At 48.6% G+C, this 19,278-nt stretch carries 15 protein-coding genes; 12 read left to right on the plus strand and 3 right to left on the minus strand.

What is annotated here, in order from left to right; all coding sequences use genetic code 11:
• Positions 1–33 precede the first annotated feature (33 nt).
• Together HUK38_RS10560 and HUK38_RS10565 are read left to right on the plus strand one after the other, a co-directional pair.
• Positions 34–4,383 carry a hypothetical protein gene (locus HUK38_RS10560; RefSeq protein ID WP_182584295.1) on the plus strand — a complete coding sequence of 1,450 codons (4,350 nt, stop codon included), beginning with the start codon at positions 34–36 and terminating at the stop codon, positions 4,381–4,383.
• A gap of 257 nt (positions 4,384–4,640) precedes the next feature.
• Positions 4,641–5,330 carry a response regulator gene (locus HUK38_RS10565; protein ID WP_182584296.1) on the plus strand — a complete coding sequence of 230 codons (690 nt, stop codon included), beginning with the start codon at positions 4,641–4,643 and terminating at the stop codon, positions 5,328–5,330.
• 17 nt (positions 5,331–5,347) lie between these two features.
• Here HUK38_RS10565 and HUK38_RS10570 read toward each other — a convergent pair whose 3' ends face one another.
• The 3 genes from HUK38_RS10570 to HUK38_RS10580 all read right to left on the minus strand — a co-directional run bounded on the left by HUK38_RS10570 (position 5,348) and on the right by HUK38_RS10580 (position 8,471).
• Positions 5,348–6,196 carry an NAD(+)--dinitrogen-reductase ADP-D-ribosyltransferase gene (locus HUK38_RS10570; RefSeq protein ID WP_182584297.1) on the minus strand — a complete coding sequence of 283 codons (849 nt, stop codon included), beginning with the start codon at positions 6,194–6,196 and terminating at the stop codon, positions 5,348–5,350.
• An 85-nt stretch (positions 6,197–6,281) separates the two neighbouring features.
• Entirely contained in the window at positions 6,282–7,505 is a 1,224-nt protein-coding gene (gene ispG / locus HUK38_RS10575; protein WP_182584298.1) for a flavodoxin-dependent (E)-4-hydroxy-3-methylbut-2-enyl-diphosphate synthase, read from the minus strand.
• A gap of 99 nt (positions 7,506–7,604) precedes the next feature.
• Positions 7,605–8,471, minus strand: coding sequence for an NUDIX hydrolase (locus HUK38_RS10580; protein WP_182584299.1), 867 nt, complete (start codon positions 8,469–8,471; stop codon positions 7,605–7,607).
• Positions 8,472–8,869: 398 nt separating this feature from the next.
• On the opposite strand from HUK38_RS10580, the gene HUK38_RS10585 reads away from it, so the two are divergent.
• The 10 genes from HUK38_RS10585 (at position 8,870) to HUK38_RS10630 (ending at position 19,150) form a co-directional block, all read left to right on the plus strand.
• Positions 8,870–10,012: a putative CRISPR-associated protein gene (locus HUK38_RS10585; RefSeq protein ID WP_182584300.1), complete on the plus strand. Its 1,143-nt coding sequence runs from the start codon at positions 8,870–8,872 to the stop codon at positions 10,010–10,012.
• Between the two features lie 89 nt (positions 10,013–10,101).
• Positions 10,102–10,587, plus strand: a complete 486-nt coding sequence (locus HUK38_RS10590) for a Uma2 family endonuclease (protein ID WP_182584301.1) — start codon at positions 10,102–10,104, stop codon at positions 10,585–10,587.
• 20 nt (positions 10,588–10,607) lie between these two features.
• A complete protein-coding gene (cmr1, locus tag HUK38_RS10595; protein WP_182584302.1) occupies positions 10,608–11,798 on the plus strand; it encodes a type III-B CRISPR module RAMP protein Cmr1 in 1,191 nt (396 codons plus the stop codon).
• A complete protein-coding gene (gene cas10 / locus HUK38_RS10600; protein WP_182584303.1) occupies positions 11,795–13,726 on the plus strand; it encodes a type III-B CRISPR-associated protein Cas10/Cmr2 in 1,932 nt (643 codons plus the stop codon). The genes cmr1 and cas10 overlap by 4 nt, the downstream gene beginning before the upstream one ends.
• Positions 13,726–14,853, plus strand: coding sequence for a type III-B CRISPR module-associated protein Cmr3 (cmr3, locus tag HUK38_RS10605; protein ID WP_182584304.1), 1,128 nt, complete (start codon positions 13,726–13,728; stop codon positions 14,851–14,853). The genes cas10 and cmr3 overlap by 1 nt, the downstream gene beginning before the upstream one ends.
• A complete protein-coding gene (locus tag HUK38_RS10610; protein WP_182584305.1) occupies positions 14,847–15,791 on the plus strand; it encodes an RpnC/YadD family protein in 945 nt (314 codons plus the stop codon). The genes cmr3 and HUK38_RS10610 overlap by 7 nt, the downstream gene beginning before the upstream one ends.
• Before the next feature lie 42 nt (positions 15,792–15,833).
• Entirely contained in the window at positions 15,834–16,715 is an 882-nt protein-coding gene (gene cmr4, locus HUK38_RS10615; RefSeq protein ID WP_182584306.1) for a type III-B CRISPR module RAMP protein Cmr4, read from the plus strand.
• Between the two features lie 3 nt (positions 16,716–16,718).
• A complete protein-coding gene (cmr5, locus tag HUK38_RS10620) occupies positions 16,719–17,303 on the plus strand; it encodes a type III-B CRISPR module-associated protein Cmr5 (RefSeq protein WP_182584307.1) in 585 nt (194 codons plus the stop codon).
• 2 nt (positions 17,304–17,305) lie between these two features.
• Entirely contained in the window at positions 17,306–18,415 is a 1,110-nt protein-coding gene (gene cmr6 / locus HUK38_RS10625; protein ID WP_182584308.1) for a type III-B CRISPR module RAMP protein Cmr6, read from the plus strand.
• Between the two features lie 51 nt (positions 18,416–18,466).
• Positions 18,467–19,150: a hypothetical protein gene (locus tag HUK38_RS10630; RefSeq protein ID WP_182584309.1), complete on the plus strand. Its 684-nt coding sequence runs from the start codon at positions 18,467–18,469 to the stop codon at positions 19,148–19,150.
• The last annotated feature ends 128 nt before the right edge of the window (positions 19,151–19,278 follow it).

A 19,278-nucleotide genomic window follows, 5' to 3' on the forward strand; every position in this document is an offset into this window, starting at 1 on the left:
TTCAACCCAATTAACTCCCCTCGGGTCACGATTATGCGCACCCCCCGCCGCCCCGTATTATTGTTCATTGGTCTGATGATTTTATTCACCGTCACCGCCCATCACGCTGCCGCCGCCCCGCCTGACATCCCGCCGCCGCTCGCGCCCTGGGTGGACTGGGTGCTACACGATAACGACACCCGCGCCTGCCCGCTCGCGGTCAACAGCGACGAGCGCCAGTGCCGCTGGAACGGCGCACTGCAACTGTGGTTAAATCACAACGGCGGGCGATTTAGCCACACTTGGCAGCTCTACCCCGCCCCCGAGCGCGAGCAGTGGGTCACGTTGCCCGGTGATGATGTCCACTGGCCGCAACAGGTGCAGGTGGACGACGTGCCAGCAGTGGTGCTGCGCCGCGACGGGCGGCCGATGGTGAAACTGACCAGCGGCAGTCATCAGATCAGCGGGCAATTTCACTGGTCACGGCTGCCGGACGATCTCGCGCTGCCGCCCGATGTCGCGCAAGTGACACTGTCGCTCAACGGCGACACCATTGCCCAACCGACCATCACGCCCGATCACCGCCTGCTGCTGCATCCCACGCCCGCCGCGACCGCGTCACCTGAACCGCAAACGGTGGAATTGCACGTCACCCGCCTGATTAGCGACGGTGTACCAGTCACGGTCACGACGCGGTTGGCGCTGAATATTGCTGGGTCAGCGCGGCAAATCACGCTCGGGCCGGTCACGCTCGGCACTGGCGTCGGGGTGCAACTGGACAGCCCGTTACCGGCACAGTGGCAGCCGGACAATCGCCTGCGCATTCAAGCCCAGCCGGGGCAGTGGGTGCTGGAATTGACCAGCCGCCACGCCGGCACGTTGCCCGACTTGACCCGCCCGCCTGCCGCGGCACCGTGGCCGGCCACCGAGGTCTGGGCAGTGCGCACGGATGCGGCGTTACGGCAAGTGACGTTGCACGGTGCCGAGGTGGTGGATCCGCGCCAAACGCACCTGCCGCCCGCCTGGCAACAGTTACCCGCCTATCTGATTCGCTCGGACAGTCAGCCGACGTTGGCCGAGTTGCCGCAACTGCCCAGTCAACCTGACCAGTTGGCATTGGCGCGCCAGCTGTGGCTGGATTTTGACGGCGGCGGGGTGAGTGTTCGTGATCGCCTCAGCGGCACGGTTGAGCAGGCGCAGCACCTGACCACGTCGCCACCGTTCACGCTCGGGCAGGTGCGCGTCAACGGTGAAGCGCGGCTCATCACGCGGTTGGATGCTGACAAAACGACGGGCAAGGCGGGCGTTGAAATCCGCCCCGGCCCGTTGGAGTTGACAGCGGACGGGCGACTGGACGTGACTCGTGATCTGCCGATTTCCGCCTGGTCAACGGCGATCAGCCGCATCAACACCACGCTGCACCTGCCGCCGGGGTGGGATTTACTCGCCGTCAACGGGACGGATAACGTGCCAAACAGTTGGCTGGCGCGGTGGTCACTGCTCGACATTTTCCTCGTGCTGATCGCCGCCACCGCCACCGCTCGGTTATTTGGCAACCGCTGGGGGGCGCTGGCGCTGGTGGCGTTGATCCTGACCTGGCAAGCACCCAACGCGCCGCAACTGGTGTGGCTGCATTTACTCGCGGCAATTGCGCTGCGGCGTCATCTGCCGGCCACCGCGCCGGTGATTACCACGCTGCGGCGCGGCGTGACCAGTTACTACTGGCTGACGGTGGCGGCGCTGGTACTCATCACGCTGCCGTTTCTGCTGCACCAGTTGCGCACCGGGGTTTATCCGCAATTGACCACGACGGCGCCGCTGCCGCTGGTGCCGGCGGGCGGGATGGCCACAGTGGTCAGATCACCACCGCCGCCACCGATGGCCGCTGACGCCTTGACGTTAAATGAACAGGAATTAGCCATGAGCGCCCCGGCTGCTGAAGCGCCGCGGCCGGCCGCTCCGCAGGCGCGCAAAGCGCTTGGTTTGTACGGATCGAGTGACAGTGACGCGGGCAGCGATCAACCGCGCCGGGCGTTGCCGGACATCGATCCCAACGCGCAGGTGCAAACCGGGATGGGCGTGCCGAATTGGACGTGGCACCAGTTCACGCTCAACTGGAATGCGCCAGTCACGGCCACGCAGACGGTGCAACTGTGGCTACTCCCGCCGGCGGGCAACTTGGCACTGGCACTCGCGCAGGTCGCGTTGTTGTTGGGATTGATCTGGAAAACCGTCGTGAGTTGCCACCTCGCCGCCCGCCGCATTGCGATCAACCGTGCCACACCGGCGGTGATTCTGGCACTCGGGTTGAGCGGCGTGGCGCTGTCACTCGTACCACCCGCCAGTCACGCCGCCGAGGTCGTGACCTTTCCGCCGCCGGAATTGTTGGAGCAGTTGCAAACCCGATTGCTCGCGCCGCCGGACTGCCTGCCCGAGTGCGTCACGCTGGCGCACTTGCACATCAAAGCAGATGCCGCCGCTGTCCAGTTGCGCTTGACCCTTGATGCCGCCGTCGCCAGCGCGGTGCCGTTGCCCGTTCAAGCCAGCAGTTGGAATGCAGCGGAGATTTTGCTGAACGATCAACCAGTTAAAGCAACGTACCGCAACGCGGCGGGGCAGTTGTTACTCGCGGTGCCGGCGGGGCATCAGCAAGTCACGATGACCAAATTTGGGGAGAAATCCCCTTTTGCGGAAAAGAAATCCCCCCCTGCCCCCCCTTTGTCAGCGGAAGAAATCCCCCCCAGCCCCCCTTTGTCAAAGGGGGGGGAAGACTCTTACCCCCCTTTGCAAAAGGGGGGGAGGGGGGATTTTCTTCCGGCAACGAGCGACAGGGGGGATTTTCTTCCGCTGGATTTGCCCCTCCCGCTCGCCCCGCGCCGCGTCACGGCCGACTTGGCAGACGGCTGGACGTTGGATGGCGTGACAGCGGACGGCATCGCCGGTGAACAACTGCGCCTCGTGCCGCGTCAACCGGCGCAGCCGACCGCGACGGATGCAGCCGTGACCAATGACCTGCCGCCGCTGCTGCGGGTGGAACGCTCGCTGCAACTGGGATTGGACTGGCAAGTGCTGACACGAGTGACGCGCTTGTCGCCAGCGACGACGGCAGTCAGCGCGTGGCTCGATCTGCTGCCCGACGAGGCCGTGACCACGCCCGGGTTGCAAGTTGAACCGCTCGCGGCGGATGCCCAGCGCCGCCGCGTGCTGGTCAGTCTGCCGCCGGGACGGATGACGCAGGCGTGGGAATCGCGCTTGCCGATCCAGCCGCAGATGCAACTGACCGCTGGCGATGACGAGCGCTTCAGCACCCACTGGTGCGTCAACGTCAGCCCGTTGTGGCACGTCGAACGGCGCGGGCTGCCGCCCAATCACCCGCACTGCGCCAGCGGCGAACTGGGCTGGCGCTTGCGCACCGGGCAACAGGTGCAACTGGACATCACCCGACCGCAGGCGGTGCCGGGCGCCACGGTCACGCTCGATCACAGTCATTATCAACTCACCCCCGGGCAGCGAGCGACGGCGGCTGAATTAGAATTAACCGTGCGCAGCAGTCGCGGTGGGCAATTACCGCTGCATTTGCCGACGGGCGCGGAGCAATTAAACTTGCGCATTGATAATCAACCATTTGGATTAAATCTGACCACCACCGAATTAAAAACCGGTATGATGCTGAATATTCCGCTCGTGCCGGGAACGCAGCAGATTCATTTGCAATGGCGGCAAGCGGCGGGATTAACTGTGAATTACCAACCGCCGCTGGTGGATGTCGGGTTAATCAGCGTCAATGCCAATACCACCGTTTCATTACCGCCGGCGCGCTGGGTATTATGGGTGCAAGGTGATGGCATTGGCCCCGCCGTCTTATTCTGGAGTGTTTTACCGTTATTAGTCATACTCGCCTGGGCATTTGGGCGCAGTCAATTCACGCCCTTAACACCCTGGGATTGGTTATTACTCGGATTGGGAATGATAACGCCGGGCGGGATCATTGCCGTTATCATTATGGCAGTGTGGTTATTGGCATTGGGTAAAAAACGCCAATTAACCGCCGACCACTCGCGCTGGCGCTTTAATCTCATTCAGGTCGGTTTAATCCTACTCACCATTGCCGCACTCAGTGCTGTCATGACAATGGTGCAACAGGGCTTATTAAATTATCCCGCCATGTACATTCGCGGCAATGGGTCTAGCGCACACGAATTGCATTGGTATTTAGATCGCGCCGCGCCCGTGTTGGGTGATGTCAGCATCATTTCATTCCCAATTCTGGTGTATCGCGGCTTGATGTTACTTTGGGCATTATGGCTGGCGTGGCGGTTATTAACTTGGCTGCGCTGGGGGTGGCAGTGTTTTGCAACGCCGGTGCCGTGGCGGGGGAAAACCTTGACAGTGGATTTAGAATAAATGTGGATTTGGAATAAATATTGACAGCATAGGTAATGCCAAATATATGAACTCTGTCTCACGACGAAGTGCAATAATAATGATATGATGTATAATCACCGAAGCCACCGCAATAGCGAACGCTTTCAAAAATCGTACCTAATCATTTGAGCGCGATACGATGCCGTGTTAAAGTGAATAGCATCATAATCAATTTCGCTGCTACTGCTCCACCGCCTTTTCTAAATCATTCAGCTTCAATCACTTTAGGAGAATTTATGGTACCCACTCTGCTTGCACCAGTCGTACCAAGCGAAATTATTGCCGATGAACCCCTGCCTTATAATATTTATTTGGCTAATAAAACGCTATTAGCGCATCGGAATGAAAAATTATCCGCACCAGATCGGCTAGAGATTTTACGGCAACAGGGTTGGCGCATTATTGATGACGTGATTCCAGAGAATGCTTTGCCGTTACAAGATGCCGCGCAACAATTAGAATTTCAACCCGCAGTGTTAATGACACCATTACCACCTCAACCGCTTGCTGACTCGACTGCTTTAATTGCTGATGATATGCGGTTAACCCGACGTTCATTAGAACGGTTATTACGGCTGGAAGGTGTGGGTAATGTCATTGGTGCAGATTCAGGTGCGGATGCGGTCACACTCTTTTTTCAACAACATATTCATTTGGTCTTTCTTGATATTGACATGCCCGGCGTTGATGGAATTGACGCATTGCGTCAAATTAAACGCTGGTCACCAAACACCTTTGTGTGTTTAGTCACTGGTGTCGCAACCGTGGCTAATCTTAAATTAGCCCAATCCTATGGATTGGACACTTGTTTAGCGAAACCCATTAATACATATTCTTTGAAAAAAGCCCTGGCTTTATACACCGGCATTAAACAACCATCGAATACAATACCAACAGTTGCATTGGGCCGCCCGCAAATTCAATAGCGCACCGACGTTTATATTTAGAGAGTGTTAATGACAACATCATATACGCCGCCAATCACGACGTATTCATCTTCACCTTTTAACATACCAGGCAACAGCCGATTATAAAACAGCACTTTCGGCGTCGGCACCGCGACGGACAAAATGTAATCGCCAAATTCATCGGCGCGTTCACGGCAGCTGGTAAAGCTATTGAGATTATTAAATAAAACACGGTACTGCCCCGCCGCGCTGCTCATTAGCACCTCATGCTCATCAATACGATTAATGCCACGATACAGCGTAAAATGCGTGATGGCCGGCTGTTGCCGCGCTAATTCGTATTGACAAAAGGTGTAAAGCAAATCCAATTGTGCCTCCAACGCATTGGTGGCATATAATCCCTGACTGCCCTGTAATAGATAATGATAATACGCATCACTATCCCGCCCGTCGAGCGCACCGCCATGATAACGCGCTAATAAACCAAAGCGCGTTTCCACCCAATGTTTTAATACCGCACCCTCGCGGCCGTCTGAATCAAATGACCAGCCGCGCACCATGCGTAAATAATTGGCATTGCTGCGGTATTTTTTACGGCGCCCCGGCGTTAAACCCGCTTCTTCTAAATCCTCTAAACAAAACCGCACCGTCATGTAATCAATAAACCGTTCCGCCCGCGCCATTGGTGTTGGTATTGCATCCAGCGCCGTGAATAAATCACGATGAAAATCATTAATGCCATCAATTTCTAATGGCACCGGGTGTGCTTGATAGGTTGGCCCACCTAAAATAACCGCGGGTAAATTGCAGCGATTAATTGGTAAACGCGCCGCCACTGGTAATGCTGGACGTTGCTCGGCGAGTGGTTTTTCATCCGTGTTCATTGCCGCAGTCCAATTGCATGAGCTAGGTTGTTTATCATACTTATGACGCTGCGTAATAACCAGTTCAGCGCCATATTATTCACTCCTATCGTCCATAATGTGTCGTGACATAAGTATCCACCATACATTTAAATTGCGCAGCAATATCCGACCCTTTTAATGTCGCCACTTTTTCACCATCAATAAAAACCGGGGCGGCAGGTTGTTCACCAACGCCGGGTAAACTAATACCGATATTGGCATGTTTGCTTTCACCAGGACCATTCACAATGCACCCCATCACCGCCACTTGCATGGATTCAACGCCCGAATAACGATCACGCCAAATGGGCATTTGTTCGCGTAAATATTCTTGAATTTCTTGCGCTAATTCTTGAAATAGAGTGCTGGTCGTGCGCCCGCAGCCGGGGCAGGCTGTCACCTGTGGGGCAAAGGCGCGCAAGCCCATTGTTTGTAAAATCTCTTGTGCAACAATGACTTCCCGCGCCCGCGAGCTGCCCGGCTCGGGTGTTAATGACACGCGAATCGTATCGCCTATGCCCTCTTGTAATAAAACGGCGAGCGCGGCGGTGGATGCGACAATGCCTTTAGACCCTAATCCCGCTTCAGTTAAGCCTAAATGCAAAGCGTGATGACTTCGGGTGGCAAGGCGGCGATAAACGGCAATTAAATCCTGTACAACGCTCATTTTGCATGACAATAAAATGTCATTGCTCGGCAAGCCCAATTCTTCAGCGCGGGTTGCACTGCTAATTGCCGATTCAACCATTGCTTCCAACATCACATCATCAACTGAATACGGCGTTTTTGATTTCGCATTGACATCCATTAAACGCGCAATCAATTCTGGATCCAGGCTGCCCCAATTCACGCCAATCCGCACGGGGCGTTGATAACGACACGCAATGTCAATCATGGTAGCGAATTGACTATCGCGCTTTTCACCCCGCCCAACATTGCCCGGGTTAATTCGGTATTTCGCTAAGGCTTCAGCGCAAGCGGGATAATCAGTTAACAATCGGTGGCCATTAAAATGAAAATCACCAATTAGCGGGACATCAATTCCTTGCGCGGCGAGGGCATCACGAATACGCGGCACAGCGGCAGCGGCAGTTTCGTGATTAACCGTTAAGCGCACCAATTCGGATCCCGCCCGCACCAATTCAATAATTTGCGTGGTCGTGGCTTGAATATCAGCGGTATCGGTATTCGTCATAGATTGAACACGAATAGGCGCGCTGCCGCCAATAGTGAGTTGACCAACTTGCACAGTGAGACTAGAACGACGGGGAATAGGCGTGTGATTCATGGCGTGTCATACAAAAGCAATTAAATGGTGAAAAGACATCAACTCCGCTCGCACGGATTGCGTATAGTTTAATTAAAACTGGCGCTACTTGCATCAGTTTTATGGCAGGGGCGAGCGCAGGCGAGTAATGAGGTTTAGGTAATCAGGATCGTCGGGATTAATATAGCCCTGTCGAATGAAAAAATCAATTAACACGAGGTTGCAGTTTAATTTGAATTCCTGTGTTTCGCGCACATACTCTATGACCTGTTCAATTGGACAGAGCAAAAATTCCGCTACTTCATCGTCATTACACTGCGGCACAAACTCGTCAGGTAATTCTAAATCATAGCAATACATCACGTCTGGTTTTAATCCCGTTGTCGTTGCGTGGCAATAAGTAATTGCGCCAACTGGGCGGGCTTGATCGGCTAATGCAGCGGGAATGGTGGCTTCTTCCCAACATTCTTTGCGCACATTATCGCGTAATGACAACCCCCAGGGTAAGCCGCCGGCAACGGTATTATCCAATAGATTTGGATGATTGCGCCGATTGGGTGAGCGCCGCGCTATCCATAATAATAACTCGGAATCACGGCGAATGAAACCATTGATATGCTGCCCAAAAGTGCGAATACCAAATAATGGTGCGCAGGCACGATCAATTAAAAACTGGGCATTACCACGTTCATTCGGCGTGACGGGGTAGTATTCGCTGTGCAGCGCCGGTAATAATTGCCGTGTAACTAATGCGTCGCTTATTGCAGTCATAGCATCAGTACGATCATTAAAGGTCGCCGGGGCGCTCTTCCACTGCAATTGTGGGGCGGCTGAATTGATAAGGGCGAAATCGCTATTGAAGTCACACGCAAGCAATTCAGCGACGGCATGGCGCGTCCAGCCGAGGCGTTCGCCGTTGACATAAAATGGGAAAAACGCTTGTGAATTCCAAGTGTTACAGTGATTAAGATGGTCAATAAAAGACATGATGACAGTGATTCAGTTGGGTCATAAATGCGCAAATTAGCACAGGATGCAGCAGGATGTGAGATGCAATTGTGGCGTGGTTCATTCGGTTTTGCTGGTGGGCGGCATGACAATGACAAGATTGTCATCTATCTCAGTCAGTGAAAAATGAGACATACTTAATCAATCGCAACCATTGAGTCGAATAAAACTCATTTAGCTACAGGGCCGGCGCCTGATGACAAGGTTGTGAAGTCGCAAATGTAGTAAAAATTCGGCTATGCTGGATAAATCACACCGATCAAATCATTTTAGTTGTTCAAGAACTGCCGTGATATTAGATATAAGTTAAGGCAACTGATTGTGGTGTGGGATGCACGGATTCCAATGAAATAAATCTCAAAATAGGAGAATGATGTATGACGACTTATCTTTGCACATCTGGCACGAGTGCCGCTAAAAAATTACCGCGTGAACCGCGTTTCAATGCCGACTGGGTAAATGCACATGGTGGTATTAATGATGCTGCAAAATTGATTTATGCAACTTTTGAAATGGCAAGCATGAATGATGAAACGGCATTGATAAAAGATTTATCTGCTGAATTGCATTCGCTGGCACGAATGAAAGTTAATGCCCGCGATACAGTTGTTTTGTTTAGTTCTGATACGCCTGATGGTCAGGCTTGCGCCGAATCAACAAAGCTGTACTTAGAGCGCGCTTATCCTGGAATCATTTGCCGTGTGACAATTATTTCTGGGTTACAAGTAAAAGATGCCCGTCTTTTTCGCACTGAGGGAGTACTCAATTTTACTAAAGCAGTCTTACACGAAATTGAAAGTTATGGTGCTGCGAACTGTGTATTAAATCCCACAGGCGGTTTCAAAAGTTTAGTGCCATATACTGTTTTAATTGGAATGCTGAAAGGTGTGCAAGCAAAATATATTTTTGAGCAGTCAACAGCGTTAATTTCTTTGCCAATGATGCCAATTGAGTTTGCGCGTTCACGGTTAGAACCTATTCGGCCATTATTAGAGCGGATTTATAGTGAAACTGCAATTTCACGCGCAGCATTAGATGCTGTGATGCCATTCGATGATCGGGCGGCACTAGAACCGTTATTTGAAGAAATAGAACCAGGGCAAATGAGCTTTTCACCAGTTGGATTTCTTATTTGGGAAGAATTAGAACGGCCAACGGCATTAGTCCCATTTTTATCGCGGCGGGCATTTGATGATTTGTTGAAAATTCGCACGGTAGAAGGTTGCAAACCAATAGAATATTTATTGCGGGTGAGCCGCTCATCGGAACAACTGAAAAATGGCAAACATGAAAACTGGAATCATGGTTTATTTTGGCTTAAACCGGGGCAACATACTCGCGATCGCTATCTTGCATCTATTGAGCATGGTCGTTTATTAGTGTGGCGAATTGTTGACCATGATGAATACGACAACCTGCTTGACTTAAATCGTGGCAGCAATAGTGTCGCAACGCGATTGATTGCTGACCGCCGCGCTCAATACGAACCCTTTGTACGGATGGAATTATACGAAAGCTGATAGTTTCATTGGGGCGTCGGTCTTGAAACAAGTCGCTGTTGCAATGTTAATCGCGCCGTCATATTATTTTCTAATCAGGTCAATACATTATGCACTGGCAAGAAGTTTGTGAACATCCATTATTTCAAGATATTCCATTCAAAGTAGAAACTAATCGCTGGGGACAGGTGGTGATGAGTCCGGCAACCAATCGGCATGGTCTTTATCAAGCGCGTTTAATTCGTTTGCTGGCGCAATTACTTCCTGCTGGTGAACCCTTAGCCGAATGCAGCATTCACACACCAGACGGCGTTAAAGTCGCGGATGTTGCTTGGGGTAGTTCGGCATTTTTTATTCGCAACGGTTTAGCAAATCCCTATCTTGAAGCGCCGGAAATTGTGATTGAAATTCTTTCTCCATCCAATACAGCTGGAGAAATGAGTGAGAAAAAACGGCTATATTTTGCTAATGGTGCGCAAGAATTCTGGTTATGTACTGTCAACGGTCAACTGCGCTTTTTTAATCAAAATGACGAAATCGCTTACAGTCAATTAGCACCAGAGTTTCCCAAGAGTATTGATGCGCCACAGTCTTAAACACATGAGGAATTGATTCAATGCCAGAATTGCTCAATGCTACTTTTCAAATCGTCACTCCGATGTTTATCGGCGATGCGGATCACTCACCGAATGATGGCATCCGCCCACCATCAATTAAAGGTGCGTTACGCTTTTGGTGGCGGGCGCTGAATTGGGGGCGTTATTTACATGAAGCGCGGGATGAATCAAAAGCACTGCAATTATTACATCAGCAAGAGGCACGATTATTTGGCATTGCGGCTGATGGTAAAGAGACTGGGCAGAGTTTATGTTTATTGCGCGTGACTAGCAATGTCCGCAGACTTAAAAAAACGCAATTACCAGAGGCAAAATCTGGGCATCAATATTTACTTGGTTTAGGCCTGTATCATTTCAAAGATAAATACTTGCGTGAGGCACGTTCAACTGGTGAAGTGCAAATCAATGTGCGATTTCATCCAAATACACAACCGAATGAACGCCAGTCAGTTGCAGAGGCATTATTGATGCTGGGCTTACTCGGCGGTTTAGGAAGTCGCGCTCGTAAGGGCTTTGGTGCATTAGCAATTCAAATGTTTGATGGTGCAGATATTAAAGTACCGACCAATACGAATGAAATGATTGCGGTATTAAAAAAGTTGACTGCTGATCGCCTCGATGCAATGCCGCCTTATACTGCATTTTCAATGCGCAGTCGCATTGATCTTATTTCAGAAACCAAACGTGATGCGTGGCAATTACTCGGTGAAATCGGCAGTAACATGCAGCTTTATCGGAGCTTTGGACAGAATGGCAAGGTGGGAGATAAACAGGCAGAGCGCAACTTCATTGACGATCACGATTTGGGTTTTCAGGCAACGCATGGTGACAAAGTGAATACACATCCGCGCCGAATCGTATTCGGTTTGCCGCACAACTATTTTTTTAGTACTGATAATAGCAAAGCAGATGTTAATGCGATTACGCCAAAACCTGGTGGCGGTTGGAGTGATATTGGCGCTAATCGCCGTGCCTCGCCGCTATTTATTCATCCGCATCAATTCCCAGATGGTTCAATTGCTGCTGTATTAGCATTATTGCCGGGACAATTTTTACCGGATGATTGGCGTATTGGCATCAAAGGTAAGGGCGCAGTGCAACAGACGCCAGTGAATCCTGATTGGTCTGTATTGCATCAATTTATGAATCGTTTTCCTAATCGCCAAACCGTATTGGAGTCCCGTCCATGAGCGAATCCACGACTTTTCATTTCACATTAGGTCCCGTGCAGGGTTTTGTTTCACAGGCACGACGGACTCGTGATTTTTGGGCAGGTTCATTCTTATTATCATGGTTAGCTGGTGCGGCGATGGTGGCAGTAAAAGAACAAAAAGGAAAAATTGATTTTCCCAGTCCAAATGACAATTACTTGGAATGGTTAATTGGTAAAGGAACTGGAAAACCGCCACGTCAAGGATGTATTCCTAATCGTTTTAAAGCAATTGAGGCGAAAGTGCCAAGTGGTTTTAAGCCACTATTGATTGAAGAAGCGGTGCGCACCGCATGGTGGGCGTTGGCAGAATCAATTTGGGAGCGTGATTTGAAACGCTACCTCAATGAACCTGCCGAATTAGAATGCACCCGAGCGATTTGGGAACGGCAATGTGAACACTTCTGGGAAATTGCATGGGTATTGGGTGATGATAATAACCTGCTTGATCGCCGCAAGAATTGGCGCACCCAATTATCACCAGAAGAAGCGGGTGTGAAATGTTCAATGATGGCGGGTTGGCAAGAATTATCCGGCGCAATAGCACCAACTGATTCGCATTTGAATACGTTTTGGCAACCACTGCGCGAGCGTTTCATAACTGATTTTGATAATGATGAAGCGTTATGTGCAATTGCATTTATTAAACGTCGTTTCGTAACAGGCTTTGCTGATTTGCGGGTAGAAATGCCGAATCATCTGAATCAATGGACATTGCACGGCTGGAAAGTGAATGGACAGATGCCATCAACTGCTGATTTGGCCGCAGCGCATTGGGTCGCACAATTAAAAGACAGCGATCCAAATGCACTGGAACAATTACGCACCGCAACTGAAGAATTATTAGGCGAATCTGATGGTGGTTTGGGTAAATTAAAGTGTGTGGGCGAAACTGGTACTGAATCACTGAAATATTTGCATTCTAGCGCCTTATTTGAGCATGTATTAGATAATAAAAAACTTTGCCCAGATCGTCATAAAGTTATTGCGGTTAAAAAGGCAATCAAAGAACTTGGTCAAAAAACATTGCCATCGCCATTTTATGCCATTTTGTTAATGGATGGAGACAGCCTTGGTCAATTGCTGCAATCGAAGATAGAAGATGCGCCAAAGAAAATATCCAACGCACTGAATAAATTCACCGCCGCTGTGCCGGACATTGTGGATAAACACAATGGCTTTTTGATTTACGCGGGTGGCGATGATGTGTTGGCGCTATTTCCAATGGAAGATGCACTAAAAGGTGCGGCAGCAATTCGTGTTTGTTATCTCGCCGCTTTTCAAAAAGCATTCGGCAAATCTGGCTATTCAACCATTTCAGCAGCAATTACCTTTGCGCATGTTAAAACGCCACTCACGCGGCTATTGCACAATTCACATCGTTTATTAGATGAGATTGCCAAAGATGCGACTGGACGCGATGCACTGGCAGTGCGCGTGGAAAAGGGTAGCGGTGAAGTCTTGCAATGGGCGCGACCGTGGGAATGTGCATTATTGCCGAATTCAGACAAAACTTTAGTGATTGAAGACATTGCGGAAAAATTCAAAAAAACCTCTGCGCCAACTGGTTCAGAAGATGTCGCATTCAGTAATAAGTTCTTCTATAAAATCCGCGAGCAGTTCGCATTTATCAATCCGTCAGAAGGTCAAACTGATTCGGTGTTTAATGAAGACGTAGCAGTGTCATTGCTGGCTGTGGATTATTTAGCATCTGGCGTGAATGATGGACGGCGCAATAAATTAAAAATTGCCGATGCTGAAGCGTTAATTAAACCATTACTAGAACAATGCCGACCAGTAAGTCGCTATAAGGAAAATTGCGAAATCAAATTTAATAAAAGCAATCGTCTTGAACCCGACGGCGCGTTACTAATTCGGTTTCTTGCACAAAAAGGAGTTGAAAAATAATGAATAATGCAATTCAACATTGGCAATTTAATCCGTTGGATACTTGGTTTTTTCGTGAAGCGCGAGGATTTGATACTAGCGGCAGCAATGAATTATCCAGTTTATTTCCACCACCAGCGCGGACTATTGCCGGTGCAATTCGCACATTGATTGGTGAACAGCAGGGCGTTGATTGGCATCGCTTTGCAAAGTCAGATCAATATGCCGAACTCAAACAGATCATTGGTATTGGTGATGATCTTGGTTCATTAAAACTGATTGGACCCTATCCAGTTTGGAATAATAAACGACTGTATCCTGCACCATTACATTTGCTTGCTAAAGATAAGGATTATCGTTTTCTTGAACCGGGTGATGCAGTGGACTGTGATCTTGGTAAAGTGCAATTACCACGAATTAAAGATATTGGTCAGCCACTCGCTGGTGCAAAACCATTAGAACACTATTGGTTAACTGCTGCTGATTTACAAAAAGCCCTAAAGCAGAAATCACCAGATAGCGTGTTTAAAGCAAAAGATTTATATGCGGAAGAGCCGCGCCTCGGTATTGCCCGCAATAATCAACAGCGCACTGGAATTGATGGGCTGCTGTATCAAACGCGCCATCTGCGCCCCAGTGTTGAATTAGCAATCGGCGTTGGCGTTATGGGGATTCCTGATAGTTGGCAATTGCAACAGGGAATAGTGCGTTTAGGTGGCGAAGGGCGCGCCAGTACGGTAGAGGTTAATAAAATGGCAATGCCATCTATTGCGTCACTTGAATTATCGAAGTTATCGGGAAATCACTTGCTGCTCATGCTATTAACCCACGCGGATTTTGGGCGTGATTGGTTTCCACCCGGGTTTAAGCCAATTGAACACAATGGAATATGCAAATGGCAAGGCACTATTAACAGCGTTGAATTAACGATTGAATGCGCGGTGATTGGTAAGGTAGTGCGCGAAGGTGGTTGGGATTTAGTGAAGCAACAACCGCGTCCGGTTAAAAGTTTAATTCCAGCGGGCAGCGTGTATTTTTGCACTATTAAAAACCCTAATGCTCGGACGGCTGTTGAACAATTACACGGTCATCATATTGGTAATGAGATTGCGCTTGGGCGCGGCGAATTGGTGGTGGGAACATGGTGAATAATTCAGCTATTACACGCGATGACTATGATTCACCGTGGAAAGATTTACTCGACCGTTGGACGCAACCATTTGTGGAGTTCTTTTTTGCACATGCCGCCGCCGATATTGATTGGCAGCGGGGATTAGAACCGCTCGATAAGGAATTACAAAAAGTCACTCGCCATGCCAAACAAGGTCGCGGTTATGTTGATAAGTTAATTAAAGTTTGGCGTTTAGGCGGAGAAGAAACGTGGGTATTGATTCACATTGAAATTCAAAACCGTCCTGAAGCTGACTTTGCACATCGTATGTACACTTATCATTCACGATTGAGCGATCGCTATCAACACCCCGTAGCCAGTTTTGCCGTTTTAGCAGATAGCGATTACCACTGGCGTCCACAGCATTATGAACATCAATTGTGGAATTGTCGGGCGCTATTGGAATTTCCCACTGTCAAGCTATTGGATTACGCGCCTGCACAATTGGCAGTTGATCCTAATCCATTTGCGCTCGTGGTGCGCGCTCAATTAGCTGCGACTGCAACACGACGCGATCCTATTGCCCGGTTAGCGCAAAAAATTGATCTCACTCGCGCCCTGTATCGGGCGGGTTGGAAACGCACAGATGTCATTGATTTATACACGTTCATTGATTGGGTGCTGGCGTTGCCGGATACCTTAGAAGTCAATTATCACGAAGAAATTCAATCACTCGAAGAGGAACTGAAAATGCGTTATGTGACTACAGCAGAACGAATTGGATTCCAAAAAGGCATTGAACATGGCATTGAACAAGGAGAAACTGAGATGTTGCTGCGTCTATTGCAACTCCGTTTTGGTGAATTGCCCACAAACATTCGGCAACGAGTTGCAAATGCTAATGCAACAGATCGCGCACACTGGTTAGAACGCGCATTAGTCACGCACACGCTTGATGAATTGTTCGTGCAATAGCGCCAAATAAAATACACACATTTTATGTTTAAGGAATATTGTATGTCTCATACTGCACTACTTGGTTTACTCGCTGAAACTTCTATTCACGCCGGCGCTGGTCAAATGGCAACTGCAATTGATTTACCCATTCAACGTGAAGCCCATACTGGCTGGCCGGTGATATTCGGATCAGCAGTGAAAGGTGCATTACGCGCCCGCGCTGAAGAACAAAAAGTTGATTGGTTATTTTCCGTATTTGGTCCAGATGTTGGTAATGCCCACGAACACGCGGGCGCATTATTAGTTGGCGATGCGCGGCTGTTGTTATTGCCAGTGCGTTCATTAACAGGGCATTTCAAATGGGTCACTTGTCCAGCGTTGCTTAAACGTTTTGCAGCGGATGCAAAGCGGTTAGAATTAACAGCATTTAGTATAGATTTGCCATTTGATCTACTAGCGGATGACACTGTATTATTACCGCAATTAACTAAAACGCATGTGCTGTATTTAGAAGAGTTTCAATTCAACACAGCTGAAAGGGATTTCAGTGCAATCATTCCAGTATTGGCTAAATTGATGGGACGCGATGACGCCGAGGCTATATTGAATAAGCAATTGGTGCTAGTGAATGATGATCGGTTTAATCATTTAGCCCAATTTGCTACGCCTGTGAATCCGCATATTTGCATTGATAATGCCACAAAAACTGTGAAACCTGGAGCTCTTTGGTATGAAGAAACGCTGCCACCAGATACGTTGCTCTATGTTGCACTTCATGCCCAGTCAGCACGAATGAAAGGCAGTAATCAATCTGCTGCTGAGGTATTAAAACACGTCACTACTGAATTGTTTCAGCGTCCGTATTTACAACTCGGCGGCAATGAAACTGTCGGGATGGGTTGGTGCAAAGTGAGTATTCAAACAGTGACTGGTAAGGAGTAAATCATGTCAAAAAATAATAAAAAGGATGGCGCAAAATCAACCCATCCTAAAAAAAGTAACTCAAATTCACCAGAGACAACAGTATTGGGGTTTTCGCATTCGGCAACGCCTGCACCATTACCAATCACATCGTCAAAGAACCCGTGTTCTATGCCTGACCAAAATAAACCGTTGCCTAATCAAAAATTATCCAATGCAACACCAGAGCAAGAACGCGCTGCATTTGCTTTAAAATGCATTAAAGATTTTGCAAAGAGTAGTGATGAGAAAAAACAGAAGGAATTTAATAGTTACGCCAGCGCTATGCCATTTATGATTCACGCGAATGGTTTGGGGCAAACTGCGGCATTTTATCGGCGCAAAGGCACTGTGCATACTTATTATAAACTCTATGCGCTATTGGGCGATTGGCTTAATAAAGATGGACGACCATTTGCGGGCAAGGGTGATTTATTAGATGCCATCACTCAATCCGATCAAGACGCCTATTTAGCCGCGCAAATTGAGGCGCTATTATTTCTTGATTGGGTTAAAAAACTCGCCAGTGCTTTTCTTGCGCGTGAAGATGATAACGCTGGAGATCAATAACCATGACCTTACCGCTTTATCAACATGATGTACCTAAAACCATGCCTGATGGTGGTCATCGCGGGCTTTGGTATAACCGTTTTTTTGATCGTTATGATAGTAATTGGATAGTGCCTGATACGGGTAAATCTGATTGGATAAAAGATAATGCTAAAAAAACTGGTGATAGCACAGCACTTGATGCCGCCGCGATTCGCCATTTAATGCTAATCACTGCACTCGGTGGGCGCGGTGCGGTATTCAAAGTAGATTGGCATTTTGCAACCGGCTTGGGTTTAGCACATCCAGTTGAGAATGGACTTGCCTGGCATCATACGCTCGGAGTGCCGTATCTAGCGGGTAGTGCGGTTAAAGGTTTAATTCGCGCATGGATTGAAGTATGGGATGAATCGCTCACTGACGAAATAAAAAAACAGCAACGACTGGATCATTGGTTTGGCAATAATGAACAATCGGGAGCGTTTATTTTTTTCGATGCACTACCAATTCAACCAGTCACACTTGCAGCTGATGTCATGACCCCGCACATGGGTAAATGGTATGAAAAAGGGGGTGAAATTCAGAATTGGCATAATGAACCTGAGCATGTGCCAGCCGATTGGCACGCACCAGTACCAGTGCCGTTCTTAATTGCTAAACAGCCAAAATTGTTATTTGGCATTGCGCCGCGTTGTGCCAAATTTGCCAGTGAACTCAAGGATGTATTTGCTGCACTGAAATCGGCATTGGAATGGTTAGGCGCTGGTGCAAAAACAGCAGTTGGTTATGGGGTAATGCAAATAGATGATAAAGAGACGACTTATCTTACAGAGGAATGCCACAAATTAAAAATGCAGGAACAAGACAATACACTGACACTAGAACAACGTGTATTGCGCGATATGCGTGTTGCATTTGAACAAGAGTGTGAAAGCAATCGCAAACCTGATGCTGGTGGAGCGTTTATGGCCGATATTCGGCGTTTATTAAATGATGGTATTGCTTGGCCTGACGCTGAACGTATCGCACTCGCCGATTTAATTAAACAAGTTTATGACTATAATGGCTGGGGTAATGCCGATAAAAAACGTGAACGTAAAGCACTAGTTGAAAAGCTGCGTACTGGCAATTAGTGTTATGCGTTAAATTGCACACTTTTTATTAATAAATAGGAGACGCTCACTATGACTTTTTCACCGCAATTTGCTTGGGCGTGTGGATTAAGTGTGTATGTATTAGCGATATTGGCACTTACGCGATTACCGTATGAAGCAATGGTAGCACGAGGAATGGCGCCTATTCGTGCTGTTTATTATGTGCGCAAACTGGTCCACATGTTTGCGGGAGGGGTTGGATCAATCATGGTGCCACTCGTATTCACTGATCCCTGGTATCCATTGGTAAGCGGTTTATTATTAACCGTGCTACTTTACATCACTCATGTCACCGGTTGGCGTTTTTATTGGTTTCAAACGGATGATAATCGCAATGATGTCAAGTTTGCATTGATGTGGTCGAGTTCAGTGTCATTATTATGGTGGATATTGGGTGATCCCTGGTTGGCGATTCTACCCGCATTGTATATGGCATTTGGCGATGGGATTACTGGCATTGTGCGTAATATGGTTATTCAGCAACGTTCTAAAAATCCGATTGGTAATGTATTCATGCTAATACTCTGCGCACCATTAGGCTGGTGGATTGGTGGATTAGCACACCCACCCATTTCTGATTGGGGCGTTTTATCAGCAATCGTCGCTACTGTGATTGAACGCTACGAATTTGGCCCAATTGATGACAACATTTTAATTACCGTTGCCGCCTCTGTAATCCTATTGTTTGGTAGTGTATTGGGGCCAATATTTTAAAGGCACAGACTTATCATTTATTAAATGATCGGGCGCTAAATTTGAATTAAACTGTGCGCCAGTATCCAAATAAAACCCGCCCTGTGAATAAGTATCAACGTTCGTCTTGAATATCACAAGGTTGTGAT

This window comes from Thiospirillum jenense, from assembly GCF_014145225.1.
Taxonomy (GTDB): domain Bacteria; phylum Pseudomonadota; class Gammaproteobacteria; order Chromatiales; family Chromatiaceae; genus Thiospirillum; species Thiospirillum jenense.